This is a genomic window from Cypionkella sp., assembly GCF_028290025.1.
GTDB lineage: Bacteria > Pseudomonadota > Alphaproteobacteria > Rhodobacterales > Rhodobacteraceae > Cypionkella.
The window spans coordinates 48,367-73,363 of the sequence record NZ_JAQGKQ010000050.1 but is presented as its reverse complement, the minus strand read 5'-3'; the positions used below and the strand labels follow the sequence as shown (position 1 = coordinate 73,363).

Annotated in this window: 23 protein-coding genes, 1 tRNA gene, 1 pseudogene and 1 riboswitch; of the genes and pseudogenes, 11 read left to right on the top strand and 14 right to left on the bottom strand. The window is 58.6% G+C overall.

Features of this window, described 5'->3' with window-relative positions; all coding sequences use genetic code 11:
• Window positions 1–194: 194 nt before the first annotated feature.
• On the top strand, window positions 195–959 hold the full coding sequence (locus JWS10_RS07555; protein ID WP_299505973.1) for an HpcH/HpaI aldolase/citrate lyase family protein: 765 nt from the start codon (window positions 195–197) through the stop codon (window positions 957–959).
• Here the strand turns inward: JWS10_RS07555 and JWS10_RS07550 are convergent.
• Window positions 956–1,582, bottom strand: a complete 627-nt coding sequence (locus JWS10_RS07550) for a TetR/AcrR family transcriptional regulator (protein ID WP_299505970.1) — start codon at window positions 1,580–1,582, stop codon at window positions 956–958. The two genes, JWS10_RS07555 and JWS10_RS07550, sit on opposite strands and share 4 nt — an antisense overlap.
• A gap of 109 nt (window positions 1,583–1,691) precedes the next feature.
• Between JWS10_RS07550 and JWS10_RS07545 the strand changes: the two genes are divergently transcribed.
• The 3 genes from JWS10_RS07545 to JWS10_RS07535 all read left to right on the top strand — a co-directional run bounded on the left by JWS10_RS07545 (window position 1,692) and on the right by JWS10_RS07535 (window position 5,533).
• Window positions 1,692–3,725, top strand: coding sequence for an NADH:flavin oxidoreductase (locus tag JWS10_RS07545; protein ID WP_299505967.1), 2,034 nt, complete (start codon window positions 1,692–1,694; stop codon window positions 3,723–3,725).
• A gap of 288 nt (window positions 3,726–4,013) precedes the next feature.
• Window positions 4,014–5,321, top strand: coding sequence for a hypothetical protein (locus tag JWS10_RS07540; RefSeq protein ID WP_299505964.1), 1,308 nt, complete (start codon window positions 4,014–4,016; stop codon window positions 5,319–5,321).
• Between the two features lie 5 nt (window positions 5,322–5,326).
• Window positions 5,327–5,533, top strand: a complete 207-nt coding sequence (locus tag JWS10_RS07535; RefSeq protein WP_299505961.1) for a hypothetical protein — start codon at window positions 5,327–5,329, stop codon at window positions 5,531–5,533.
• A gap of 173 nt (window positions 5,534–5,706) precedes the next feature.
• On the opposite strand, the gene aroC is transcribed toward JWS10_RS07535, so the two are convergent.
• Together aroC and JWS10_RS07525 are read right to left on the bottom strand one after the other, a co-directional pair.
• A complete protein-coding gene (gene aroC, locus JWS10_RS07530) occupies window positions 5,707–6,807 on the bottom strand; it encodes a chorismate synthase (protein WP_299505958.1) in 1,101 nt (366 codons plus the stop codon).
• Window positions 6,808–6,867: 60 nt separating this feature from the next.
• Entirely contained in the window at window positions 6,868–7,680 is an 813-nt protein-coding gene (locus tag JWS10_RS07525; protein WP_299505956.1) for a helix-turn-helix transcriptional regulator, read from the bottom strand.
• A 93-nt stretch (window positions 7,681–7,773) separates the two neighbouring features.
• Here JWS10_RS07525 and JWS10_RS07520 point away from each other — a divergent pair, with 93 nt between their 5' ends.
• Window positions 7,774–8,658, top strand: coding sequence for an SDR family oxidoreductase (locus JWS10_RS07520; RefSeq protein WP_299505953.1), 885 nt, complete (start codon window positions 7,774–7,776; stop codon window positions 8,656–8,658).
• Window positions 8,659–8,757: 99 nt separating this feature from the next.
• On the opposite strand, the gene JWS10_RS07515 is transcribed toward JWS10_RS07520, so the two are convergent.
• On the bottom strand, window positions 8,758–9,018 hold the full coding sequence (locus tag JWS10_RS07515; RefSeq protein WP_299505951.1) for a hypothetical protein: 261 nt from the start codon (window positions 9,016–9,018) through the stop codon (window positions 8,758–8,760).
• A gap of 27 nt (window positions 9,019–9,045) precedes the next feature.
• Window positions 9,046–9,975: a hypothetical protein gene (locus tag JWS10_RS07510; RefSeq protein WP_299505949.1), complete on the bottom strand. Its 930-nt coding sequence runs from the start codon at window positions 9,973–9,975 to the stop codon at window positions 9,046–9,048.
• Window positions 9,976–10,392: 417 nt separating this feature from the next.
• Window positions 10,393–10,514: riboswitch (TPP riboswitch) on the top strand.
• 38 nt (window positions 10,515–10,552) lie between these two features.
• On the opposite strand from JWS10_RS07510, the gene thiB reads away from it, so the two are divergent.
• Genes thiB through JWS10_RS07495 form a run of 3 tightly spaced genes read left to right on the top strand, consistent with a single transcriptional unit; the run spans window position 10,553 to window position 13,735 of the window.
• Window positions 10,553–11,536 carry a thiamine ABC transporter substrate binding subunit gene (gene thiB, locus JWS10_RS07505; RefSeq protein WP_299505948.1) on the top strand — a complete coding sequence of 328 codons (984 nt, stop codon included), beginning with the start codon at window positions 10,553–10,555 and terminating at the stop codon, window positions 11,534–11,536.
• A complete protein-coding gene (locus tag JWS10_RS07500; RefSeq protein WP_299505946.1) occupies window positions 11,512–13,056 on the top strand; it encodes a thiamine/thiamine pyrophosphate ABC transporter permease ThiP in 1,545 nt (514 codons plus the stop codon). The genes thiB and JWS10_RS07500 overlap by 25 nt, the downstream gene beginning before the upstream one ends.
• Entirely contained in the window at window positions 13,043–13,735 is a 693-nt protein-coding gene (locus JWS10_RS07495) for an ATP-binding cassette domain-containing protein (RefSeq protein ID WP_299505944.1), read from the top strand. The genes JWS10_RS07500 and JWS10_RS07495 overlap by 14 nt, the downstream gene beginning before the upstream one ends.
• 66 nt (window positions 13,736–13,801) lie before the next feature.
• Here JWS10_RS07495 and JWS10_RS07490 read toward each other — a convergent pair whose 3' ends face one another.
• The 7 genes and pseudogenes from JWS10_RS07490 to JWS10_RS07460 all read right to left on the bottom strand — a co-directional run bounded on the left by JWS10_RS07490 (window position 13,802) and on the right by JWS10_RS07460 (window position 18,619).
• Window positions 13,802–14,617, bottom strand: coding sequence for a cytochrome c1 (locus JWS10_RS07490; protein WP_299505941.1), 816 nt, complete (start codon window positions 14,615–14,617; stop codon window positions 13,802–13,804).
• Window positions 14,618–14,636: 19 nt separating this feature from the next.
• Window positions 14,637–15,950, bottom strand: a pseudogene (petB, locus tag JWS10_RS07485) (cytochrome b).
• A gap of 11 nt (window positions 15,951–15,961) precedes the next feature.
• Window positions 15,962–16,522, bottom strand: coding sequence for a ubiquinol-cytochrome c reductase iron-sulfur subunit (gene petA / locus JWS10_RS07480; protein ID WP_299505940.1), 561 nt, complete (start codon window positions 16,520–16,522; stop codon window positions 15,962–15,964).
• Between the two features lie 239 nt (window positions 16,523–16,761).
• The gene (locus JWS10_RS07475; protein WP_299505938.1) at window positions 16,762–17,370 is read right to left on the bottom strand and encodes a glutathione S-transferase; all 609 of its coding nucleotides are present in this window, start codon (window positions 17,368–17,370) and stop codon (window positions 16,762–16,764) included.
• 141 nt (window positions 17,371–17,511) lie between these two features.
• Window positions 17,512–18,132 carry an FMN-binding negative transcriptional regulator gene (locus JWS10_RS07470; protein ID WP_299505936.1) on the bottom strand — a complete coding sequence of 207 codons (621 nt, stop codon included), beginning with the start codon at window positions 18,130–18,132 and terminating at the stop codon, window positions 17,512–17,514.
• 189 nt (window positions 18,133–18,321) lie between these two features.
• A complete protein-coding gene (ykgO, locus tag JWS10_RS07465; RefSeq protein WP_054006596.1) occupies window positions 18,322–18,447 on the bottom strand; it encodes a type B 50S ribosomal protein L36 in 126 nt (41 codons plus the stop codon).
• 97 nt (window positions 18,448–18,544) lie between these two features.
• Window positions 18,545–18,619: transfer RNA gene (locus JWS10_RS07460), tRNA-Val, on the bottom strand.
• Window positions 18,620–18,801: 182 nt separating this feature from the next.
• Between JWS10_RS07460 and JWS10_RS07455 the strand changes: the two genes are divergently transcribed.
• Entirely contained in the window at window positions 18,802–19,659 is an 858-nt protein-coding gene (locus tag JWS10_RS07455; protein ID WP_299480994.1) for an N-formylglutamate amidohydrolase, read from the top strand.
• A gap of 46 nt (window positions 19,660–19,705) precedes the next feature.
• On the opposite strand, the gene JWS10_RS07450 is transcribed toward JWS10_RS07455, so the two are convergent.
• A complete protein-coding gene (locus JWS10_RS07450; protein WP_299505934.1) occupies window positions 19,706–20,959 on the bottom strand; it encodes a DNA polymerase IV in 1,254 nt (417 codons plus the stop codon).
• A gap of 236 nt (window positions 20,960–21,195) precedes the next feature.
• Between JWS10_RS07450 and JWS10_RS07445 the strand changes: the two genes are divergently transcribed.
• Both JWS10_RS07445 and JWS10_RS07440 read left to right on the top strand, forming a co-directional pair.
• Entirely contained in the window at window positions 21,196–21,756 is a 561-nt protein-coding gene (locus JWS10_RS07445) for a DNA-3-methyladenine glycosylase (protein ID WP_299505932.1), read from the top strand.
• A 164-nt stretch (window positions 21,757–21,920) separates the two neighbouring features.
• Window positions 21,921–23,696 carry a PAS domain S-box protein gene (locus tag JWS10_RS07440; protein ID WP_299475157.1) on the top strand — a complete coding sequence of 592 codons (1,776 nt, stop codon included), beginning with the start codon at window positions 21,921–21,923 and terminating at the stop codon, window positions 23,694–23,696.
• Between the two features lie 36 nt (window positions 23,697–23,732).
• Here JWS10_RS07440 and JWS10_RS07435 read toward each other — a convergent pair whose 3' ends face one another.
• Window positions 23,733–24,980: an ABC transporter substrate-binding protein gene (locus JWS10_RS07435; RefSeq protein WP_299505929.1), complete on the bottom strand. Its 1,248-nt coding sequence runs from the start codon at window positions 24,978–24,980 to the stop codon at window positions 23,733–23,735.
• Window positions 24,981–24,997 lie beyond the last annotated feature (17 nt).

Sequence of the window (24,997 nt, the reverse complement as noted above, 5' to 3'; positions counted from 1 at the left end):
CATTCCACTTATCTGTTTCGATTGAATAGGATTTATGTCTTTGACGCAAAGGTCAATGCACTCCGCACCTTTAGCGCGCTAATTGGACCCAACAGGCTGTTACATTTCTAGCGGCTAACCGGCTCAATCGCCCTTTCTGGCCGCTTCTTCCATGCTATCAATCTTGAGCAGTCCGAATTGCAAAAGGAGCCCAAATGCCCGCGCCGATAAACCACCTTAGAGCCGCCCTCGCCGCGAAAATCCCGCAATTCGGCATCTGGCTCAACCTTGCCAGCCCGTATTCTGCCGAATTGCTTTCGGGATGCGGCTTTGATTGGCTGCTCATTGATGGCGAGCATGGCCCGAATTCCATCCCCACAATGCTAACCCAAGCCCAGACCATCGCGACCCGTACCAGCACAATCGTGCGTATCCCGGTCGGTGAGACGCATCTGATAAAGCAAGTCCTCGACCTCGGCATCCAAACCGTGATGGTGCCAATGATCGAAAGCGTCGATCACGCCAAACAAATGGCGCTTGCGATGAAATATCCACCCGAAGGCGTGCGTGGTCTTGGCGCTGCCGTGGCGCGGGCCGCTGATTTTGGCCGTGTTAGTGACTATTTATCCACCGCTAACGCCGAAACCTGCCTGATCCTGCAAATCGAAAGCCGCGCTGGCCTCGCGGCGCTGCCCGCGATCCTAACGCTCTCCAATATCGAATGTATTTTCATCGGCCCCTCAGACCTCGCCGCCGATATGGGCTTCCCCGGCAACACCGAAGCGCCCGAAGTACAAGCCGCCATCGACGATGCAATGCGCCAAATCATTGCCAGTGGCAAAGCGGCAGGTATCCTGACCTTCGATCTCGCGCGCGCCAAACATTATCGCGACATGGGCGTGACCTTCCTCGGCATTGGCGGCGACATCCCACTTCTACTGAATGCCGCAAACGCCCTGTTGGCAGAGGCGCGCAGCTAAACCGCGCGATGTCGGGCGCGAAACGCTGCCAACTCTATTGCCGTCGGGGCTATGCCGGTGAAAATCAAAACATAATCCGGGATACTATGCAGCCGATATTCCATCGGCTCCTCTGTCCGCATTGATATATACCCAACTTGCGTCAAATACACTGTTTGCGCCCGCACCCGAGCCTCCAGCGCCGGATAAGAAAACGTCTCGAACATGCCAGTTAGAGCCTTAACGCGCGCCAGATCCGCCGCCCGCAACACTTCGGCCAAGGCCGCATCCGTCAGCGCCCAGGTGCGAATTGCAAACTCCATCCTGCTGTCAAACAGCGCGGGCGTGATCCAACAATCGTTCACGTTCAGCATCGCCTCGGCAATCGTCGCCGCTGGCGCTTGGGTCCGCGCAATCAGATTGGCTGTGTTCTGACTTTGCCACCGCGCGATCAGCCCCGCCAACAGCGCCTCACGATCGGCGAAATGCCAATAGAAACTGGTCCGTGATAGCCCGAGTTTAGCGGCCAGCGGCATCACCTTAACCGCCTCCACCCCGCCTTCAACCAACAGATCATAGGCCGCGTCCAGCCATAATTCCGGCGTGCCACGCCAACCGCGTTCTGATGTTTGACCAGTATCCATCCCGCCAGACTAAGCCGCGCGCCGCATCTTTTCAACCTCAACACAGAAAACTTGACACATATGTCGATTCCTGTTTTCCTGAGCAAAACCCAGCCAGCGCGAGGCCCAAATGTCCAGTGATCCCCTGTTGCAACCCTTTCAACTAAAACACCTCACCCTGCGCAACCGGATCATGACAACCAGTCACGAACCCGCCTATCCTGAAGACGGGATGCCGAAGGATCGCTACCGCCTCTACCACCTCGAACGCGCCAAGGCTGGCGTCGCTTTAACCATGACCGCAGGCTCGGCAGCGGTGTCGAAAGACTCACCGCCCGTGTTCAACAACATCCTCGCCTACAAGGACGAGGTAGTGAAATGGATGAAGCAACTCACCGATGATTGCCACGAGGCTGGGGCCGCCGTGATGATCCAATTAACCCATTTGGGCCGTCGCACCCGCTGGGACAAAGGCGATTGGCTGCCGGTCGTCGCCGCAGGTGCATCCCGTGAACCCAGCCACCGCGCCTTCCCAAAGGTGATCGAAGATTGGGATATCGAACGCATCATCACCGACTACGCCGACGCCGCCGAACGCATGAAAGACGCGGGTCTCGATGGGGTGGAGTTCGAGTGCTACGGCCATTTGATGGACCAGTTCATGTCCCCCTTCACCAACACCCTCGACGCCCCCTACGGCGGCAGCTTGGAAAATCGAGCCCGTTTCGCGATGGATGTGCTGGCCGCTTGCCGTAAACGTGTGGGGGAAAACTTCCTGTTGGGGGTGCGTTATACCGCTGATGAAGTCGAGCAAGGCGGCATTTCCGCCGATGAAGGCGTTGCAATCGGTAAAATGTTCCGCGACTCCGGTCTCGTCGATTTCCTGAACATCATCAAAGGCCGCATTTTCACCGATGCCGCGATGACCGATGTGATCCCGATCCACGGCATGAAATCCGCGCCGTTCCTTGACTTCGCAGGCCGTATCCGCGCCGAAGTCGGTCTGCCCACCTTCCACGCCGCCCGCATCCCCGATGTCGCCACCGCCCGCCACGCCATTGCCACCGGCCAGCTTGATATGGTCGGCATGACCCGCGCCCACATGGCCGATCCGCATATCGTGCAGAAGATCGTCGAGGGCCGCGAGGATGACATTCGCCCCTGCGTCGGCGCCACCTATTGCCTCGACCGGATTTACCAAGGCGGCATGGCTTTGTGCATCCACAACCCCTCGACCGGCCGCGAAGAATCCCAGCCGCACGCCATCACCCCGGCCGCCACCAAGCGCCAAGTCGTTGTGATCGGCGCAGGCCCGGCTGGTCTGGAAGCCGCCCGCGTCGCCGCCGAGCGGGGCCATAAAGTAACCGTGTTTGAAGCCGCCAGCCAACCCGGTGGCCAAGTCCGCCTGACCGCGCAAACCAAACGCCGCGCCGAACTGATCGGCATCATCGACTGGCGCATGTCGCAATGCGCTGCCCTCGGCGTCGAGTTCCGCTTCAACACTTGGGCTGAGGCTGATGAAATTCTAGCCGAAAACCCCGACGTGGTGATCATCGCGACCGGAGGTTTGCCCGAGAAAGACATCCTGAAATTCGGCAACGACCTCACGGTTTCCGCTTGGGATATCCTGTCCGGCGACGTCAAACCCGGCTCGAACGTGCTGCTTTACGACGATGCTGGCGACCATACCGCCCTGCAAGCCGCCCAAACCCTGACCGAAGCCGGTGCCAAGGTAGAGATTATGACCCCCGACCGCAGCTTTGCGCCCGAGGTTATGGCGATGAACCTCGTCCCCTATATGCGCGCGCTGCAAGATAAAAACACCACCTTCACAGTGACTTACCGCCTGACCGGAGTCGAGAAAGACGGCAATCAGATCAAAGCCACCGTCGATTCCGATTACATGACCTTGGGCAAAACCAGCCACTACGACCAGATCGTCGTCAACCACGGCACCCAGCCGCTCGCCGATATCTACTTCGATCTGAAGCCGAAATCCGTCAACCTCGGAGCGGTCGATTACGACGCCCTAATCGCCAGCCAACCGCAAACCTACGGCGGCGGCCCGGCTGGCTTTCAACTGTTCCGCATCGGCGACGCCGTCGAGGCCCGCAACATCCACGCCGCCATCTACGACGCGCTGCGGCTGACGCGGACGATTTAGGGGCGGAGGCGCGGCAGCTTAATCGTGCGATAGGGCGGGGATTTTCTCGGGCCTGACACGCGTGGCCTGTGGACCTTAAAACGGGGGCTGGCAATCCGGCGAGAGAAATGCACGAACGGCTCGTCGCTGAAACTCACCGGCCACCACGCGCGCAGCGGTGGCCTCATCGACGACGTGATAGACGAGATCAGCGACTGTTTCGGCCGGAGTAGGGGCGTTTGCGTTGCATTTTGAATGTGAATTGTTGCGGTAACAGAGTTTGCAAGCGCAGGCGATGAATCGAGTGACATGATTCGCACCGTGTGCCAGAGTGATTCGCAGATACCTTTTTATCGCGGGGTTTTTGTGACTTCAGAAATTTGCCTAATGAACAGGCTTGGTGTGGTCTTGGCAGCTGACAGTGCCACAACTGTTACATACTGGAACGGCAACGCCGACGAAGTAAGATACTTTAAAGGTGCAAACAAAATATTTCAGCTTACGGATCACCACCCCGTGGGCATAATGATTTACAATTCCGTGGACGCTTTGCATGTGCCTTGGGAGGTTGTAATCAAAGAGTTTCGGCGCACGTTGGGCTCAAAATCTTTCAATAGCGTAGCGGGCTATGCAGATGAATTTCTTACTTTTATTAACAACGATCAACGGATATTTCCGGCGGAAGCACGTCGAGCAGAGTTTGAGGATGTTTTAAACAGATCTATTCTTAAAGTGCTGGTGAACTTTCGCGAGGATCATAAGGCGGGAAAGGTTGCCGATCTTCGTGCGTACTTTGACAACCTTCTGCAAAATGGTCTGGTTGACCAAGATAAAGTAAAATTTAATCTCCAAAATATTTCAAGCCTTCGTCAAATATTTGGTGATGCTACTCAGGAGAAATTCAACGAATGGCTCGGCATAATCGAGCTTACGTTTGAGCCTCTTTCGGAGCCAGAAATAGACATTATTCTCGGCATCGCGCTAGAGGACATTAAGAGCATCAGTCCATCGACCGGTTTGGTTATGGCGGGGTTTGGCGATCATTCCGTTTTTCCAGAAGTGGTACATCTTAAGAATTGCCAATTTTGGTATGACCACTTTTGCGAATCCGAACGGGTTCTAGAAGGAACTAGTTATGATGTGCCAGCGATTATTTCGGGCTATGCTCAAACGTCCATGATCGACACGCTACGCATGGGATTTAGCGATGATGTTCTTGGATCCATTGCCCGCGACTCGACAAAGCACTGTGACGCCCTAGTTGACAGCGTGGCTGCATCAGTTGGTGGGGTCGTGTCCGAAGAAGACAAATCCGCGTTTGTAGGCAAAGCTGTGAAGCAGATAATAGATGGGCTATTCGACTACGCACGCGCTCAGCACTATGTACCGTTGCGTCGTGTTGTGGGCGTGTTACCCATCGACGAGATGAGCACGCTGGCAGAAACTCTTATAAATTTGCAGTCTCTAAAGGAAAAAGTCACTAAACCGTCGGAAACTGTAGGTGGGCCTGTGGATGTAGCTGCAATAACTCGTTCAGAAGGGCTAGTATGGGTGAAGCGAAAGCACTACTTCAGCCCAGAAATCAATTCGCGCTTTTTTGAGCGCCGTGGGAGGTGATCGGGATGGATAATGACATGTTGGGCGCAACCGAAAGGCTGGTTGAAGACATGACGGAAGTGGTGCGGCGCGAAAGGGAGAAAGCACGTTCGATTAGTGCCACTCCGGAGGCAGAGAAATTTCGCCAGCAATATCGTAGCGCGCTCAGGTCCATGAATCTCCTTACCGAGCGGGAAGCCGGACAACTTATGCGATCTGCGTCGCCTAAATAAATATTGAACTATCGCATGGCAATGCCACTCAATTATGAGTGGTATAAGCGGCGCTGAGCGGCCGAATCGTTTGATGCGCATCGTTGTAATGCGTTCAAACCTTAACAAATCGTTAAATCCATCACCCCAACACACTGAAATAAAACAACAAAATAACCTCCCAAGTTGGGAGCCTACCCAATCACACCCCGAACCCCACCTGTCTGGCCTCGGTCCAGCAACACATGGTCGGCCAAAACGCAGGCCATCATTGCCTCGCCGACCGGAACCGCTCTGATCCCCACGCAAGGGTCGTGGCGGCCCTTGGTGACAAGATCAATCTCGGCCCCGGTCGCATCAATCGTCGCCCGGGGGGTCAGGATAGACGAGGTCGGCTTCACCGCGAACCGCACCACAACCGGCTGCCCCGAGGATATGCCGCCCAATATCCCCCCCGCATGGTTCGACAAAAACTCCGGCCCCGCAGCCCCCATCCTGATCTCATCGGCATTCTCAACCCCGGTCAAAGTGGCGGTATCGAAACCGTCGCCAATCTCCACCCCCTTCACCGCATTGATCGACATCATCGCCGCCGCCAGATCGGAATCCAGCTTGCCATAAAGCGGCGCGCCCAAGCCCGCAGGCACACCCGAGGCCGTCACCTCAATCACCGCCCCCACCGAATTGTGGCTTAGCCGCAGCCCGTCCAGATACTCCGCCCAGCCCTGCACCGCCCCCGGATCAGGACAGAAGAACGGGTTGCTGCCGATCACGCCCGCATCGAACCGCGCCCTATCAATCCCCATCACCCCCATCCGCACCATATAGCCTGAGATCGCCAGCCCCGGCACCAATGACGCCAGCACCGCCCGCGCCACACCCCCAGCCGCCACCCGAGACGCCGTCTCCCGCGCGCTCGACCGCCCGCCGCCACGATAATCCCGCACGCCGTATTTCTGATGGTAGGTGATATCCGCATGGCCCGGCCGAAACGCCTGCGCGATATCGCCGTAATCCTTGCTGCGCTGGTCGGTGTTCTCAATCATCAACTGAATGGGCGTCCCCGTGGTGACGCCCTGAAACACCCCCGACAAAATCCGCACCTCATCCGCCTCTTTCCGCTGCGTGGTGAACTTGCTTGTCCCCGGTTTGCGCTGATCCAACCAAGGCTGCAAATCCGCCTCAGACAGCGTAATCCCCGGAGGACAGCCATCCACCGTGCAGCCAATCGCAGGCCCGTGGCTTTCGCCCCAAGTGGTGACGCGAAACAGATGACCGAAGGTGTTCAGGCTCATATCAAGGCTCCTCTTTGCCATCCCAATAGGCCAAAGCCGCGCCAGACTGAAGATTTATCGTCACAACTCCAGCAAACCCCGCACCTTATCGCGATCCGCATCCCCACTCGGGTTATAAATCACCAAGGCCAGATCGGGCCGCCCCTCCACCGCAAAGCTTGATGGCTCCAGCCCGATCAGCCCCGCCACCGGATGCCGCACCTGCTTGGTGATCTCGCCATACGACCCCCGCACATCATTCTCGGCCCATATGCGGGCAAATTCCGCGCTTGCCTGCGTCATCTCCGACACCAACGCCGCCACCTGCGCCGAAGCCCCCGCCCGCACCGCTTCCGCCCGGAAGGAGGCCACCACGAAGCGCGCATCATGCTCCCAATTCACCTGCCGCGCCCTGATCGCCGGATTGCAGAACAGCAGCCGCAGGATATTGCGATCCGCCACCGCCATCGCGCCATAATCCCCCAGCACCACCGCCGCCGCGCGGTTCCACGCCACCACATCCCACATCGCATTGCGCAGCATCGCCGGGCTGCTCTCCAACGCATCGAGCACCCGCTGCAACCGGGGCGTGATGCCCTCCACGGTGCGAAACGTCACCTCCGGCGCGCGCCCCAGACCCAAAAGATAGATATGCTCGCGCTCCACCTCGGTCAGCAGCATCGCCCGCGCGATCCGGTCCAGCACATCAGCCGAGGGCGCACCGCCGCGCCCCTGCTCCAGCCACGTATACCAGGTCGCCGAGACATGCGCCCGCGCAGCCACCTCTTCGCGCCGCAAACCCGGAGTGCGCCTGCGCGTTGCCGGAAACCCCAAGGCCACCGGGTCCAGCCGCCCCCGACGATCCCGCAGATACAGACCTAACGCGTTGCTCATCCTGTTACCCTTTATACCGGGATAATCTCCCAACTTTACCCGCATAATAATCGCGCCATATACTCCGCATGACAATCAGAAAGGACATGAATCATGCGTGTTTTTGTAACTGGAGCGACCGGATTTGTAGGCTCGGCGGTGGTGCAAGATTTGCTCGAGGCGGGCCATCAGGTGCTCGGTTTGGCGCGTTCAGACGCTTCCGCCGCCACCCTTGCGGCTACGGGTGCAGAGGTTCATCGCGGCGATCTCGAAGACCTAGACAGTTTGCGCGCGGGGGCCACCCAAGCCGAGGGCGTCATTCATACCGGCTTTGTGCATGACTTCACCCGCTTCGCCGAGATGTGCGCGCTGGATGCCCGCGTGATTGCCGCTTTGGGAAATGCGTTGGCGGGTAGCAATCGCCCCCTAGTCATCACCAGCGGCACGGCTTTGGTCTCCCCCGGCCAGCTTGCCGTTGAGACCACCCGCGTTGGCCCGAATAACCACCACCCGCGCGCGGCGTCCGAGCAAGCCGCCGACGCGGCGCAGGCAATCGGCGTTAATACCCGCGTTGTCCGGCTGTCGCCCTCGGTCCACGGCGCGGGCGATCATGGTTTCGTGCCACTGCTGATCAACCTCGCCCGCGAAAAGGGCTGCGCTGGCTATATCGGCGACGGTCAAAACCAATGGAGCGCCGTCCACCGCTTGGACGCCGCCCGCCTGTATCGCTTGGCCTTGGAACGCGGCGAAACCGGCGCGCGCTATCACGGCGTCGGCGAGCAAGCGATTGCCTTCCGCGACACCGCCACCGCTATCGGCAACGGCCTGAACCTCCCCGTAACCGCACAACCGCCCGAACATTTCGGCTGGTTCGGAGGTTTCGCAGGCTTGGATTGCCCCGCGTCTTCCGAATTGACACAGACGCAGCTTGGCTGGAAACCCGAACATCCGGGTTTGCTGGCCGATCTCGATCCGGCGGGGAGTTATTTCAGCGCCTAGCGGAGTTAGCCGCCAACGGCTCTTACCACAGAGAAAACTCGGCTTTAGAGCAACTGCGCCGGTTATCCACATCCTCTGTGGTTAACCGCGCAAACTGCCTCAAAGCGCCAACGCCCCCTGCGCCGAGCCATCAACTTCCTTCGCCGCCTTCTTGAAGCCATCGTCGCGCCGCGCAGGCAGACGCACCGCCCGGTCGCGCAATGCCATCGCATCCTTGATCGTTACAATCTGCATCCGGGGAACTGAGGCGAAACCGGGCAGTTCAAACAACCCCGCCCCGGCCGCTTCGGTTATCATCGGTTTGGTCGGCTTGGTCAGCGTCAGAAACACCCCGACCCCGGCACGCTCACGCTCAATCACCCCGCGCAGGTCGCGGATATTTCACCGTCATATCAGCTTCAGTTGCCGCGCGCCCGGAATATGCTCGATGACTCTCAACACTTTGATTTCTTTAGTCAAACCAGTAGTCGTTAGCCGCTGCTCTTCCCGAATGCGGCATCTAAGCGTATCATTGGCAGACAGTGACAGCTTCGCTTCCAATACATCGTTCAAAAAATTCGTGTCCTCGATATCAGCAGTAAAAGCCTTTTCGCCGCCGTCCGTAAAACGCCATTTATACCCATCGCGAAAATGCGAGGTCACGATCTTCAACAACACCTCGCGCTCCACGACCTCAACGCGTTCATCATCTTCGCTCGGCGTGGGAACCTGAAACGAAAGACGATCACGAGGGGTCAGAACAAGGCTCGCTTCAACGCCATTGTCACCGAGGCGGAGTGCCTCAATGCCCTCGATGCTTAAAGCTTTCTCGCTGAATTTTTCCAAAGCCTCACGCGTTTGAAAATCTTCCAACAGCGTCACAGTGCGCCGATCCACTATGATTGTGGTATGGTTCACGGTTATTTCAGTGAAGCCATCACTGCGATTTTCAACTTTTTCAGGCTTCTTGCCTTGGAGAAATTTCACCGCATGGAACAAGCCGAACACTGTGCCACCAACGACAGTGCCCGCCTTCAAAAGTAGTTCAAGAAGATCAGTCGCTGCAACTACGCGTTCCGGGTTGTCGACGACCGCATCTAACATATCCTTGATCGCATCCAGCATCGACAAATCGACACTTAGCAATGCCTCAAAGCTGCCCACGTTCGTGGCCCGAAGTTTGAGCCGTGCTTCAGCACGACTGCCATTCAGTGCCTTGTTTGCAGCTTGGACCACCTCACCCAGCGCAAGCAAAGCTGGCGCGAGATCGCTCACAGCAATTTCACCGTTTTCAAACGGCACGCCCTCAAAGGCGATCCGAAAAGATGAACTGCTCATTTTATTATCCTGTTTCGTTTAATGATATGCCGTCAGACGGCATTCAACAAGGACCGCAAACGCAGACTTCGGCTTGGCTAAGTGCTGCCCTACTAATCAACCCGCGCAGAACATTAAGATTGTGACCGTAAGACAAACTGTAAATCCGGCCGACCATATCGGCATATGATCCAACTTGCTTAACTCGTTCTCGCATCCGAAAGTTAAGCCAAGGTTAACCGCGCCGGAGGTTTCGCAAGCCGTAAAGGGTCGCGCACACAACGCAAGGCAAGCGCCCTCAATCTGCGGCAAACCTTAAAAAATTATTAACCACCCCCTCTTAACCCATTGAAATCATTAAAACCAAAGTCCCGCCACACGTGGACACACCCAAAAATCAAACTCCCCCTTGCGCCTACAATCCATTTCCGTATGCTTCGCCATACCTCGGGGAGCCGTCGGTCGTTTCACCAAAAACGAGCCGAAGGCTGAGATGCGAAAGCGAACCCGTCGAACCTGAACCGGATCATACCGGCGGAGGGAAGGTGCATGGATTTCTCCATCCCCGACCGTTTCCGTCGCAACGTTGGAGAGAAAGATGACCACCAAACTCCTCGCTGCGGGCCTCGCTATTTTCGCCTCGCCCGCACTGGCTGACACGCCCGTTTTAACCGTGCTGACCTACGACAGCTTCACCTCCGAGTGGGGCCCCGGCCCCGCAATCGAGAAGGGTTTCGAGGCCACCTGCGGCTGCGACGTGAAATTCATCACCGCAGGCGACGGCGCGGCTCTTTTAGCCCGCGTCAAACTAGAGGGTGCCGACAGTAAAGCCGATCTCGTCGTCGGCCTCGACACCAACCTCACCGCCGACGCCACCGCAACCGGCCTGTTCGCCCCCGTAACCGCCCAGGCCAACACCCTGCCGGTGCCGTTCGAAGACCCGAACTTCATCCCCTTCGACTGGGGCTACTTCGCCTTCGTCTACGATAAAACCAAAGTCACCACACCGCCGACCTCATTCGAGGAACTGGCGGCTTCCAACCTGAAAGTCGTGATCGAAGACCCGCGCTCCTCCACCCCCGGACTCGGGCTGGTTTTGTGGGTGAAGGCCGCTTACGGCGACAAAGCCCCGCAAATCTGGGCCGATCTCGCGGATAACATCATCACCGTCACCCCCGGCTGGTCGGAAGCTTACGGCATGTTCACCGAGGGGCAGGCCGATATGGTGCTGTCCTACACCACCTCGCCCGCCTACCATCTCATCGCCGAAAGTGATGACACCAAGGCCGCGGCGAGCTTCACCGAGGGTCATTACATGCAGGTCGAAGTGGCGGGCAAGCTGGCGACTTCAAAGCAACCCGCGCTGGCGGATGCGTTCCTCGCGTACCTCACAGCGGATGCCGCGCAATCGACGCTGATCACGACAAACTGGATGTATCCGGCGAAGACCCCGGCGGAAGGTTTGCCGAAGGGGTTTGAAACCCTCATTCAACCGGCGAAATCGCTGCTTATGACGGCTGCCGATGCCGAAGCCGCCCGAGCACCTGCGATTGCGGAATGGCAAGCAGCGCTGTCAAAGTAACGCCAGCCCTCGGGCTGAGCATAGCCATCGCCGCGCTGGTTTTAGGCAGTGCTGCGATGGTAGCCGCACGCGCGGACAGCTTCGCTTTGGCCCCCGCCGATCTGCAAGCCCTGCGCTTTACCTTGCTGCAAGCCAGCCTCTCTGCGGCAGTGTCCAGCCTGTTGGCGATCCCGGTGGCGCGGGCGCTGTTCCGTCGTCGCTTCCCTTTGCGCGGTGCGCTGATCAGCCTGCTCGCCGCGCCGTTTGTGCTCCCTGTCGTGGTGGCGGTGATGGGCTTGCTGACGGTGTTTGGCCGGGGCGGGCCGATCAATACCGGGCTGGCATGGTTTGGGCTACCCGAGGTTTCAATCTTTGGCCTCCACGGCATTGTGCTCGCGAATGTTTTCTTCAACCTGCCGCTGGCGACGCGAATGCTGCTACACGGCTGGCAGGCGATCCCCGCGGAGCGGTTCCGGCTGGCGCAATCGCTGGGCCTGCCGCCGAGCGCACAGTTTCGCCATCTCGAAGCGCCGATGTTGCGCGCCCGACTGCCGGGGATTTTCGCGGTGATCCTTCTCATTTGCCTCGCGAGTTTCGCCATCGCTTTGATGCTGGGCGGTGGTCCGAAGGCCAGCACGCTAGAGCTTGCGATCTACCAATCGTTGCGGTTTGAGTTCGATCTGGGTCGCGCGGCACTGCTCGCGGCGGTGCAGTTTGCGCTGTGTGCTGCGATCACTTTGGCTGCGGCGCGACTGACTTTACCGCAAGGCTTTGGCGCGGGGCTAAGCAGGCATTTGCAGATCAGCGCACCAAATGGCTGGCGGCGGGCTTTGGATATTATCGCCGTCATTGTCGCCGCGGTGTTCCTGTTTGCGCCTTTGCTGGCGGTAGTTATCAAGGGTTTGCCCGGTCTCACAACCCTGCCGAACGGGCTTTGGCCTGCAGCGTTACGCTCGGTATCGGTCGCAATAGTGTCGGCGGTGCTGGCGACCAGTGCTGCGCTAATTTTGGCCAATGGCGCGGCGCATAGCAAAAGCCGGATGATAGAATTGGCCGCGATGCTACCGCTTGCGGCGAGTTCATTGGTGCTTGGAACCGGTCTTTTCCTTCTGGTGCGCCCGTTTATCGCCCCCGAAAATCTGGCGCTTGCCATAACAATTCTCGTTAACGCCACGCTAACGCTCCCCTACCTGTTCCGCCTGCTGCTGCCCGAGGCGCGGCAGTTGCAGGCCGATTACGGTCGCCTCACCGAATCCCTTGGCTTGCCACGTCGAACCATACTGCGGTTCGTCACCTTGCCACGGCTGGCGCGTCCGTTGGGTTACGGCGCGGGCTTAGCTGCGGCACTGTCGATGGGCGATCTTGGGGTGATTGCGCTGTTTGCAGGCGATGGCGGCGCGACCTTGCCGCTGTTCGTGCAGCATTTGATCGGGGCGTATCGGTTGCAGCAAGCTGCTGCCGCCGCGCTGATACTCGTGGCGCTTAGCTTCGTGTTGTTCTGGGCCTTTGACCGACTGGGAAGCCACTATGCTGACGCTTGAAAATCTGGTTCTGACACAAGATGAGTTTCGCCTGACCGCCGACTGGAAAGTGCAAGCGGGCGAGCGGGTGGCTCTGATCGGGCCATCCGGTGCGGGCAAGTCAACATTGCTGATGGCGCTGGCAGGGTTTTTTGCCCCCGCAGCGGGCAGCATCCTGTGGCAGGGCGCTGATTTGGCCGAAGTTGCGCCGGGAGATCGGCCTTTGACTATTCTGTTTCAGGATCAAAACCTGTTCCCGCACCTAACACTGGCGCAAAATCTTGGACTCGGCCTGTCACCGACGTTGCGACTGACCCAAGCTCAGACGACACAAATAGAGACGGCCTTGCTACGTGTTGGCCTTGCCGGAATGCAGGCGCGCAAACCGGGGCAGCTTTCGGGCGGTCAGCAGGGCAGGGCGGCATTGGCGCGGGCACTGCTCCGGGCGCGACCTGTGCTGCTATTGGATGAACCCTTCGCGGCGCTTGGTCCGGCGCTAAAAGCGGAAATGCTAGAACTGCTGGATGAAGTGGCGACTGCCACCGGGGCAGCGGTGCTTATGGTCACGCATGACCCGAACGATGCCAAGCACTTCGCGGATAAAACGGTGCTGGTCGCGGACGGGGTGGCGCAAGCCCCGGTGGCTACGGCAGAGTTGTTTGCCGACCCGCCGCCCGCTCTGCACGACTACCTTGGTTAGCCATGAAAAAACCCCGCGCGAGGCGGGGTTTCTTTTACGCGTGTTTTCCAAAAGCCGGCGCGGAAATCAGTGCGCTTTCTTGCCTTTGACGCCCGACCACAGCCGCTTGTTAGTCAGATACAACAGCGAAGTCAGCACGATCAAAAACAGCACAGCCTTAAAGCCAGTGTCCTTACGGGCGTTCAACTTTGGCTCAGCCGTCCACATCAAGAATGCCGCAACATCTTCAGCCATGTGCTTCACGTCATTTGGCGCACCATCAGCGAAGGTGACCTGACCGTCTTCCATCGGCGGCGGCATTGCAATCCAACCGGTTGAGAACGCGTGGTTTTCGTAAAATGTCGTGCCCGCTTCCTCTTTGGTTTCGCCGGTATAACCGTGCAAAATTGCGACGATGTATTCCGGCCCGCCCATCCCTTTGAACAGCTGGTTCATACCCAAGCCATAAGGGCCGTGGAAACCCGCCCGCGCTTTCGCCATCAGCGAAAGATCGGGTGCTCCTGCGCCGGTGTTGGCCGGGAAAAGGTCAACTGGCAGGCCGGGACGATCTTCACCAGTTTCCTTATCGGTCACCGTGAAGGCCGCCGCATAGGCGCGCACTTGGTCTTCTGGCAGATGCGGGCCACCCTCATCCGACAGCGTGCGGATCGGCACGAAATTCAGACCATGGCAGGCAGAGCAAACCTCGGTAAACACCTGAAGCCCACGTTGTAGCTGGTGCTCATCGAAGCTGCCAAACGGGCCTTCAAAGCTGAATGCCACGTCTTCAACATGGCCACCTTCAGCGGCGAAGGCAGCACCCGTCATCAAAGCGCCAGTCGTCAGAGCCCCAGTCGTCAAAGCCAATGCAGAGACAGCGCTGATTGTGATTTTTCGAAACATCTCAGTCAGTTCCTTTCTCTCACTCAGCCGGATTGGCGTAGTGCGACTTGAAGTCATCTTCGATCGTTGCCGGTTGTGGCAGGGGTTTTTCAAGCACCCCCAACAGCGGCAAAATCACGAGGAAGTAGGCAAACCAGTAGGCCGAGGCGATCAGTGAGATCCAAGCGATCAGTTCGTTTGGCACCTGCGCGCCCGCCCACATCAGCACCACGAAGTCTATCACCAGCAACCCGAACCACGCCTTGAACTTCGGGCGGTATTTGCCCGAACGCACCGACGACGTATCCAGCCACGGCACCATAGCCAGCACGGCAATCGCGCCGAACATCGCTACGACGCCGAAGAATTTGGCGTCAACGATGCCGAAGGTAACGAACTCAACCAGTTGCACCAGCCAAACATCGGCGGTGAAGGCGCGCAGGATCGCGTAGAACGGCAAGAAATACCATTCAGGCACGATATGCGCCGGGGTCGAAAGCGGGTTGGCTTGAACGTAGTTGACGGGGTCGCCAAGGTAGTTTGGCATAAAGCTGACGACTGCGAAGAAGATCACCAGCACGACGCCCAGCGCAAACAAATCTTTGATCACGTAATAAGGCCAGAACGGCACGGTATCTTTTTCAGCTTCTTCTTTCGAGCCGCGACGGACTTCAACTCCCGTCGGGTTGTTGTTGCCGGTGTTGTGGAACGACCAGATGTGCAACGCCACCAATGCCGCGATCACGAAGGGCAGCAGATAATGCAAGCTGAAGAAGCGGTTCAACGTGGCGTTATCCACCGAAGGGCCGCCCAGCAGCCATTATTGGATGGTTGGGCCGATGCCGGGGATAGCACCGAACAAGCCGGTGATTACCGTAGCACCCCAGAACGACATCTGGCCCCAAGGCAAAACGTAGCCCATAAAACCAGTCGCCATCATCGCGAGGTAGATCAACATCCCGATGATCCACGTCACCTCACGTGGAGCTTTGTAGCTGCCGTAGTAAAGGCCGCGGAAGATGTGGAGGTAAACTGCAAAAAAGAACAGCGACGCACCGTTGGCATGAATGTAGCGCAGCATATAGCCGCCGTTCACATCGCGCATAATGTGCTCAACCGAGCGGAAAGCCAGATCGACATGCGGCGTGTAGTGCATTGCGAGCACAATGCCGGTGACAATCTGCAAGCCCAGACAGAAAGCAAGCACGATGCCCCAAATCCACATCCAGTTGAGGTTTTTCGGCGTCGGGAGCATCAACACATCATAGCCAATCGCCACGATCGGCAGACGCTTGTGCAGCCAGGTCTGAAAGCCCGGCTTTGGTTCGTAGTGGTCGTGCGGAATTCCGGCCATGTTTTTGTCCCTTATCCCAGCTTGATCGTGGTTTCGGTTTCGAATTTCGCCACCGGTACCGGCAAGTTACGTGGCGCCGGTCCTTTGCGAATACGTCCAGCCATATCGTAGTGCGAGCCGTGGCACGGGCAGAACCAGCCGCCAAAATCGCCCGCGTCTCCCAGAGGCACACAGCCCAAATGGGTGCAAACGCCCATCATCACCAGCCACTCACCGGCTTCATCCAACGTGCGGTTTTTGTCTTCCGCGGTGGTCGAGGCGTCAAGGTTGGCGTTCTCGGCATTGGTATCGACCAGATCGGTCAGTGCCACCGCGCGGCCTTTTTCGATGTCTTCCGGGGTGCGGCGGCGGATGAACACTGGTTTGCCGCGCCACTTTACCGTGATCTGGGTGCCAACTTCGACGCCCGAGATATCGACCATGATCGAGGCCAAAGCCCGGGTATCTGCCGAGGGGTTCATCTGGTTAATCAGCGGCCAAACCGCTGCGCCAGTTGCCACAACGCCCGCCCCGGCGGTTGCGTAATACAGGAAATCCCTGCGGGTGCCTGCGTGATCGTCTGCGTGGGACACGAGAACTTCTCCCTTCAAAGGCCGCATGGCGTGCGGCCCATATATCTATGCGGCCCCGGTTTCCCGAAGCCTTACAGGCCCGGGTTTAGCCACAGAAAGCTGGGACGTCCAGCGGACAAAGGCGCGCAGGGGCGGCGTAAATCAGCTTTTCCTGATGTGCGACCTTGAAGCTACGGAAAAAAAATCCCAACCACCGCAACGTTGCAGAAATTAAAGCATTTCTGTCGGGATTTACGCCGTCAAACTGCCACCGGCCGAGTCGCCAACATCGCCGGACGCTTGGCAAATTCCGCCTCCCACGCCGCCAATTTGGGCCGCCCCTGCCGCCAATTTCGTGCGTCGTGCCGGAAGTCGAGATAGCCCAGCGCGCAAGCCAGCCCGATCGTTGGCATCTCTAGCGGGCCGTTCAGCACCTCCCCCCATTGAGCCTCAATCACATCCAGTGCCCTCGCGGCCTTCGCCCATTGCGCTTCGATCCATTCGGGGAACTGCTTATCCACCGGGCGCAACCTCACCTCGTAAGCCATCGCCAGCGCGGCCTCGAGGACGCCGTCCACCGTCGCCTCACGCACCAAACACGGCCAAATCGCTGGCCCGGTTGGGTAAATCTCAGCTTCCGCCAGATCGTTGAGATAGCGGCAAATCACCCGGCTGTCATAGATCGCCCCATCATCGGTTTGCAGCGCCGGGATCTTTCCGAGCGGATTCTGATCGACTGGCAGCGACCCCGGTGCAAGCGGTGTGCCCATGACATTGACCACTTCAACCCGATCTTTCAGGCCCAATTCCATGATCAGCACCATGACCTTGCGGCCAAAGGGCGTGGCGGGGGATGTATAAAGCCGCATGATTTCTCCGATGCAAAGCCGTGATTCGAGGTTGCGGCAGTTAAGCCGCGCTGCCCCTCGCATGACAACACTTGTCAGTTGCTAGCCTCGTGCATTCGATCAATTCACCAAGGCGCTCAACTGGCGCAGCAACCACTCGCGCTATTCCAAATCCCGCCGCATCAGCGCGGCAATAGCCTGCGATCCCGCGTCACTCTGCTGCGCCAGATGATCCACAGCACCGCGACGCACCTCAGGTGTTTTGTTCTGGTTCAGCTTCCAAGTGCCTTCAACCGAGCCAATTTCAAACCGAAACGGCAATATCATCCGCAACATGCGCGGCATCGCACCTTGCGACATTTTGCTCGACTGCCAAGGCGTCTTCGGCAGCAAACGGTTTTCATGCTCGGCTGACAGCGCATCAACATGCGGATGCAACGCGGCCTCGGGCAGAGCCGACAGCAGGCCACGCAGATGCACGGCGATGTAATTCCATGTCGGCACCTGATCGTCCGAGCCATACCAATCGGGCGAGATATAGGCGTCCGGCCCCGACACCATAATGACCGCCGCAACTGGCCCCTCCAGACACGCCTGCCCTACCGGATTTGAGCGTGCGAGATGCAACTCGGCAAACCCAGCATCCGGCGAGATCAAAAACGGCACATGCGCCGCCAAAGGCCCATCCGCACCATTCACCGACAAAATCCCAAACCCCCGCGCCTGGGCGAAGGCGAGGTTGTCTTGCAACGGCGTCGAACGAAAGGCGGGGTTAGGGTGCATGTGCTGGCTTCCAATATTGGCAGGTCTGGTTGCGCCTAAGCCGCACAGCGCCTCACGACAATCTAATCATTCTTAACCGGCATTAGGCCGACGCAGGCACGCTCTACCCCATGCAACATTGAAAAAGCCGCCAGAGATTGCTCTCGGCGGCCTATTCGAAGCTGCTGTGCGCGATAAACCTGCCAAGTATCAACCTTGGCGAGCCTTGTAGCGCTTTTGCGTCTTGTTGATCACATAGACGCGGCCTTTACGGCGCACGACCTGGCAATCGCGATGACGATTCTTCAGCGAGCGGAGCGAGTTTGCAACTTTCATCGTAGCATCTCCCTTGTTCGCGGCGCGTCTTCGCGCCAGTTTAATAGCGTTGCCCCCGTTGCCGGGAACGGCGAATGCCCCCGAAGGGAACATGTAATGGTGGGCGGTACTGGGATCGAACCAGTGGCCACTACGATGTCAACGTAGTGCTCTACCGCTGAGCTAACCGCCCACAAACCTGACGTTCCCGCCCAATCTATTCGCCGAAGCCATAAAGCCCAAACAAAAGGACGCGGGCGGAACCGCGTCGGATGGCTGGGCTATAAACAGAGTCGCAGCGCGGTTCAAGGGGGTAAAGGGGGGTATCCGCAAAGGATATTTTGCAGTTATATCACAACGTAACAGGAGCATGGCGTGTCGCAGAACTTCCGTATTCATCGACCAGAGCGGCAGGATACCGCAGTGGTGTTTGCCTCGCCGCACAGTGGCCGCGCGTATTCTGAGGCGTTTCTGGCGCAGACAGTCTTGTCCGATCATGCCATCCGTTCCTCGGAAGATGCCTTTGTAGATCAAGTGTTTGGCGCCGCTACGCTGCACGGTGCGCCGCTGTTGGTGGCCGATGTGCCACGCGCTTATCTTGACCTCAACCGTGCGCCGGATGAGTTCGACCCCGCGGTGATCGAAGGCATCGCGCGGGTGCCGCACAATCCGCGCATCTCGTCTGGCCTAGGAGTGATTCCTCGCGTGGTGTCGGGTGGTCGGCTGATCTATCGCGGCAAGCTTGCATTGGCCGAGGCAGAGGCCCGGATTACTGAGGTTTGGCACCCCTACCACCGCGCCCTGCGGCAGTTGTTAGAGGAAACCCATACACAGTTTGGTGAGGCCGTACTGATCGACTGCCACTCCATGCCGCACGAAGCCATCGACGGCCACGGTCGCCCCGGTCAGCCCAAACCCGATGTGGTGCTGGGCGATCGCTTTGGTGCCGCTGCCGGGCGTCACGTCATGGACGAGGTTGAAGCGGCGTTTCAGCGCGCGGGTCTGCGCGTGGCGCGCAATGCTCCCTTTGCGGGCGCGTTCATTGCGCAAAGCTATGGTCGGCCCTCGGCGCGCAGGCATGTGATCCAAGTCGAAATTGATCGCGGGCTTTACATGGATGAAGCCACCATCACGCCGCATGAAAGCTTCGACGATTTCCGCGCGCTGATGGCCGGAGTGATCGCCGATGTGACCGGGATCGGCCGCGCCAGCCTGCCGCTCGCCGCAGAATAACCGCAGATTGCCCTAGTGGCGTCAGCGCAGCGGTGCGAGTCGACCACTAGCGCAAGGCTCGCCCTTTAATAATAGCCTCCCGGCCAAATCTGGCGCGGATTGCATCGGTTGCCCGCTCGGCTGCGGCGCGTTTTCCCGCCGTTGGGTCAAGCAGATCGCCCGACAGATCAGCCACAGCCTCGGGTGCCAGATCGCTGATGCCGACACCGATTAAGCGAAACGGCCCGCGATTGCCCGCCTGATCGAACATCGCGCGGGCGGCGCGATAGATGCGGTCGGTCAGTTGGGTGGGGTCGCTCAAAGCATGGCGGCGGCTGATCAGCTGGAAATCCGCGCGCTTCAGCTTCAGCGCCACGGTCTTGCCTGCCAACCCTTTGGCCTTGGCGCGGTCGGCGACTTGCTCGGCCAGCCGCCACAGATGGCCGTCGAGCAGGTCGGCATCGGTGGTATCCTCAAAGAACGTCGTCTCTTTGCTGATCGACTTCAGCTTTTCATCCCGGTTCACCCGGCGCTGATCAAGCCCGCGTGCGAGATTCCACAGCCGATCGCCCATGCTGCCGAAGCGCGCCGTCAGATCGGTGCGATCCCAGCGCAGCAGGTCGCTGATGGTGCGGATGCCGGCTTTCTCCAACGATGCCTGCGCGGCGGTGCCGACGCCCCAGATGATCCGCACCGATCTGGGGCGCAGGAATGCTTCGGTTTCCGCGCGTCCGATGATTGAGAAGCCGCGCGGTTTGTCGAGGTCTGATGCGATTTTGGCGAGAAACTTGTTGTGCGACAGCCCGACCGAGCCGGACAGTCCCAATTCGTCCTCCATCCGTTTCACCAGCCCTGCCAGCACGACGGCGGGGGGTGCGCCGTGTAGGCGTTCGGTTCCGGTGAGATCGAGGAACGCCTCGTCCAAAGATAGCGGTTCGATGGCCGGAGTCAGCGCCTCCATCATCGCCCTTATGGCGCGCGAGGCGTCCACGTAGACCGACATTCGGGGCTTCACCACCACGGCATCAGGGCACAGTTTCAGCGCCTGAAACATCGGCATCGCGGATCGCACCCCATGGATGCGGGCGATGTAGCAGCAGGTTGAGACGACGCCTCGGGTGCCGCCGCCGACGATCACGGCTTTGTCGCGCAGCTCGGGGTTGTCGCGTTTCTCGACGCTGGCATAAAAGGCGTCGCAATCCATGTGGGCTATGGAAAGCTGATTCATCTCGCCGTGGGCAAGCAGGCGCGGAGAGCGGCACTTTGGACAGCGGGCTCCGGCTTCAAATTGAGTGAGACAGTCGCGGCACAGGCTGGTCATGGCGGAATTATGCCTGATCTTGGGTGGGCTTGTCCACGTGTGGCGCTTTGCTACGCCGCATATAAATCAATGGGTTAAAGAGGGGTCGTTTACGAATTCTTTACTTTTGCGCGCATTGCTTCACGCCCATCCCCAATCGTCAAAGCTTTGAACCCGCGCCCCAGTGACCTAACTTAACCTGACCACCGATTTCGGGGCGAAGCTACCCACGCTCAAATGTCGTCAGGACCGGCCGCATGAGACAATCGCAGATACCGCCGTTTGACCCGCAGCTTGATGCCGTGTCGCTGGCGCGTGCGTTGATCGGCGGCTGTCTGATCGTTCGCGGCGCGGGCGGCACCATCATCGAGACCGAGGCTTATACCCAAGACGACCCGGCCTCCCACAGTCACCGGGGCCAAACCGCGCGCAATGCTGCGATGTTTGGGCCTTCGGGACATCTCTATGTTTATCGATCTTACGGCATCCATCTGTGCCTGAATGTAGTGGCAAGACCGGGGGAGGCCGTGCTTATCCGCGCGATCAAGCCCGAGATCGGTGTTGATCTGATGCGGACCCGCCGCAATTCCGCGCTGCTTTGCGCAGGGCCGGGTCGCGTGTCGCAGGCGCTTGGCATTCAAATGGATGATAATGGTGCTGCGTTTGACGGCATTGAGTTTTCGCTATGGCTGCCGGATATCCCTCCCGCCATCATTCTGTCTGGCCCACGCATCGGCATTTCGCGCGGGATGGAGTCTCCGTGGCGCTTTGGCATGGCAAAAACGCTCGGATTAAGCCGTCCGTTTCGCCAAGCCTAAAAGACCGTCAAGCCAGCGCCAAATAATCACGGAACCGTTATGCCATACGGTGCGTTAGTGTTTTGCCCCAGAACATCGCGATGTAGGCGGCTTCTTTGAGCGTGAATGCTACCTGGTCAGTTGAGACGTCTCGATTGTCGATTTTATTGTTGGGAATAGCCGGAATGAACGAACTAAGCCTTACAGCACATTCTGAAAACTTGCTCGCAGCACTGCTGGTTCCGGCTTATATTACCGACAGCGCAGGAAATATCACCTTCTACAATGAAGCTGCGGCTGAATTTTGGGGTTACCGGCCAAAGCTTGGCACTGCCAAATATTGCGGCGCTTGGCGGTTGTTTTTGCCCGACGGCACGCCGCTTCGACATGAGGAATGCCCCTTGGCGGTCACCCTTCGGCAGGGACACCCGGTGTTAGGGTCGGAAGCCGCGGCAGAGCGTCCTGACGGCACGCGCGTTTCGTTCATATCTTATCCAAGTCTGATCAAAAACGCGGCGGGTGAGATTGTCGGTGCGATCAATCTTGTTGTGGACGTATCTGAACGCAACGCCAGCGATCTGCAGCAAAACAGGCTGGCTGCGATCGTTTCCTCGTCGGAAGATGCGATCATAAGCAAGACCCTAGACGGCTACATTACCTCGTGGAATGCGGCCGCGACGCGGATCATGGGATATGAAGAACGCGAAATGCTCGGCACCCATATCAGCCGAATAATTCCGCCTGAACTTATGCACGAGGAAGACGAAATTCAGCGCAAACTGCGTCAGGGCGAGCGGATTGAGCATTTCGATACCGAGCGTCTGGCCAAAGACGGCAGCCGCGTGAATCTGTCGGTAACAATATCGCCGTTGCGGGATCGTACCGGACGTGTCGTTGGCGCATCAAAAGTTGCGCGCGATATTACCGAACGCAAACGCAGCGAAGATTTGCAGAAGCTGCTGTTTAACGAGCTCAATCATCGGGTGAAAAACACTCTGGCGACGATCCAATCCATCGCCGATCAATCGCTGCGTCACTCGGCAAACCCGAAAGAATTTGTCACGAGCTTTAAGGGCCGTGTGCAGGCATTGGCGCGGGCGCATGATCTGTTGGTGCGCGGCCTGATGAAAGCTGTGAGCGTTGACGATCTGCTGCAAGAACAGGTTGTGCTGGGTCAAAGCGACGCGCGCATCCTGCAGTCAGGCCCAGAGGTGCGGCTGGAACCGCATACCGCTGTGCAACTCGGGTTGGTGTTCCATGAGCTTGCCACGAATGCGCGAAAATATGGCGCGCTTTCACGGACCAGAGGTACGCTCACAATCCGATGGCGTATCGAGTCGTCTCAGTCGCCGGAACTGGTGATTGATTGGAAGGAAACCGGGGTGCAAGACCTGTTGGTGCCTACGAAAGAAGGCTTTGGCTCGACGTTGATACGTCATGCTTTAGAAGGTGCAGGCGGCAAAACCAATCTGGAGCTTACCTCGACTGGTCTTGCGTGCCACATTCGCCTTCCGCTTAGCGTGACAGAAAGGACAAGCCTGATGGACCCGATGATTGATGACAAAACGCTGGATTTCTCGGTAAGCGAGGTTCCGCAAAACAGCTTGAGCGGGCGGCGCGTGCTGATTGTAGAGGATGACGCCATCATCGGTATGGATATCGAGGATATCTTAAACAGCGAAGGCATGGTCGTCGTCGGCCCGGCGCGGACATTAGAGCAGGCGCGCGAAATGGCGACGGATGAGGCGTTTGAAGTGGCGCTGGTCGATGCCAATCTGCACGGGGATCGGGTTGACCAGATCGCAGAGGTGCTGGCAGGGCGTGGCATTCCGTTTGCCTTTGCCACCGGATATGGCCGCGATGCGCTGCCGAAGGATCATGGCGACCGGGCGATATTGTCAAAACCGTTCTCGCCGGAAAATTTGATTGCGACCATCAAAGAGTTGTTCGACGAAGTTTAGGTTGGGGCGCGGCAAATGGTGCCGCGCCCTATCGGGTTACTTAACTTCAGCTTTAACCTTATCGACGTCAGCCGTGGTCATCTCGCCAATCGTGGTGACTTTGCCGTCAACGATCTGCCACAGCCGGAATGGCCCCGAGATATCGCCGTATTGGTCAAAGTTGACCGGGCCGATCACGCCTTCATAACGGATCGCTTTGCCGTCTTTGATCAGCGCCAGCGCCTTGGTGAATTCTTCCTTGCCAGCGTAAATCACCTCGCCCGCCGGATCGACCGCCTTGCGCATCGCGTCGGGCAGTTTCGCCGCATCCGGGCCGCCTGCGATAGCGATCGCCAAGCCGACCAACGCACCCGCATCGTAGGAACGGTCAGCGGCAGGCGCTGCCGGGTCCAGCCCCGAGAACGCGTTGTAGTTGGCGTTAAAATACTCGGTCGAGGCCGAAGCGACACTGCCCGACGAGGTGCCATAAGCCCCGCCCAGATATTCCTTGCCAACTGCGGCCACGAAATCATCCGAGTTCATGCCATCGTTCAACAGGAACTTTTGCACGCCACCTTGGCTGATCCATGTCCGCGCAATCGTCGCCCCATCAACCGGGTCCGAGATCAGGTACAACGCATCCGGTTCACCCGCCAAAGCCGCGGTGACTTCCGAGGCATAGCTGGATTGCTTGGCGTTGTAAGGCGTCACCGAAACCACAGCGCCACCCAATGCGGTGTAGGGAGCGGTGAACTCTTTCACCAGATTGACGCCGAAGTCGTTGTTCTGATGGATGATCACGATTTTCTTCATGCCCTGATCCATCGCGAACTTCGCCGCAGCCACGCCTTGCAGCGCGTCCGAGGTGATGGTGCGGAAGAACACGCCATTGGTTTTGCCGTCTTTGCCAAGCTCGGTCAGCGTAGGCGAGGACGAGGCGGGAGAAACTTGCAGCACCTTGGCAGGCCCGGTCACCGACGTCAGGATCGGGATCGACATGGGCGAGATGATGCCGCCGATGATCGCAGGCACATGCGCCACTTGCACAAGCTGGGTAGCCGCATCCACCGCCAAGTTAGCCTGCGTCTGGCTATCGCGCGTGTCGGTTTTCAGCGTGCAGCCCGCAACGCCGCCCGCATCGTTCAGATCGCGGAACGCCATCTCAACCGATTTCGCCCCGGCCTGACCATAAGCCCCAGCCTCACCGGTCAGCTCTAGCACCAGCCCGACGGTGATGTCACAAGCCTGCGCGCCCATAGGCGTCAGGGTCAAAGCGGCGACGCTCGCCAGAAGTATATTTCTCATCGTATCCTCGTCTGTTG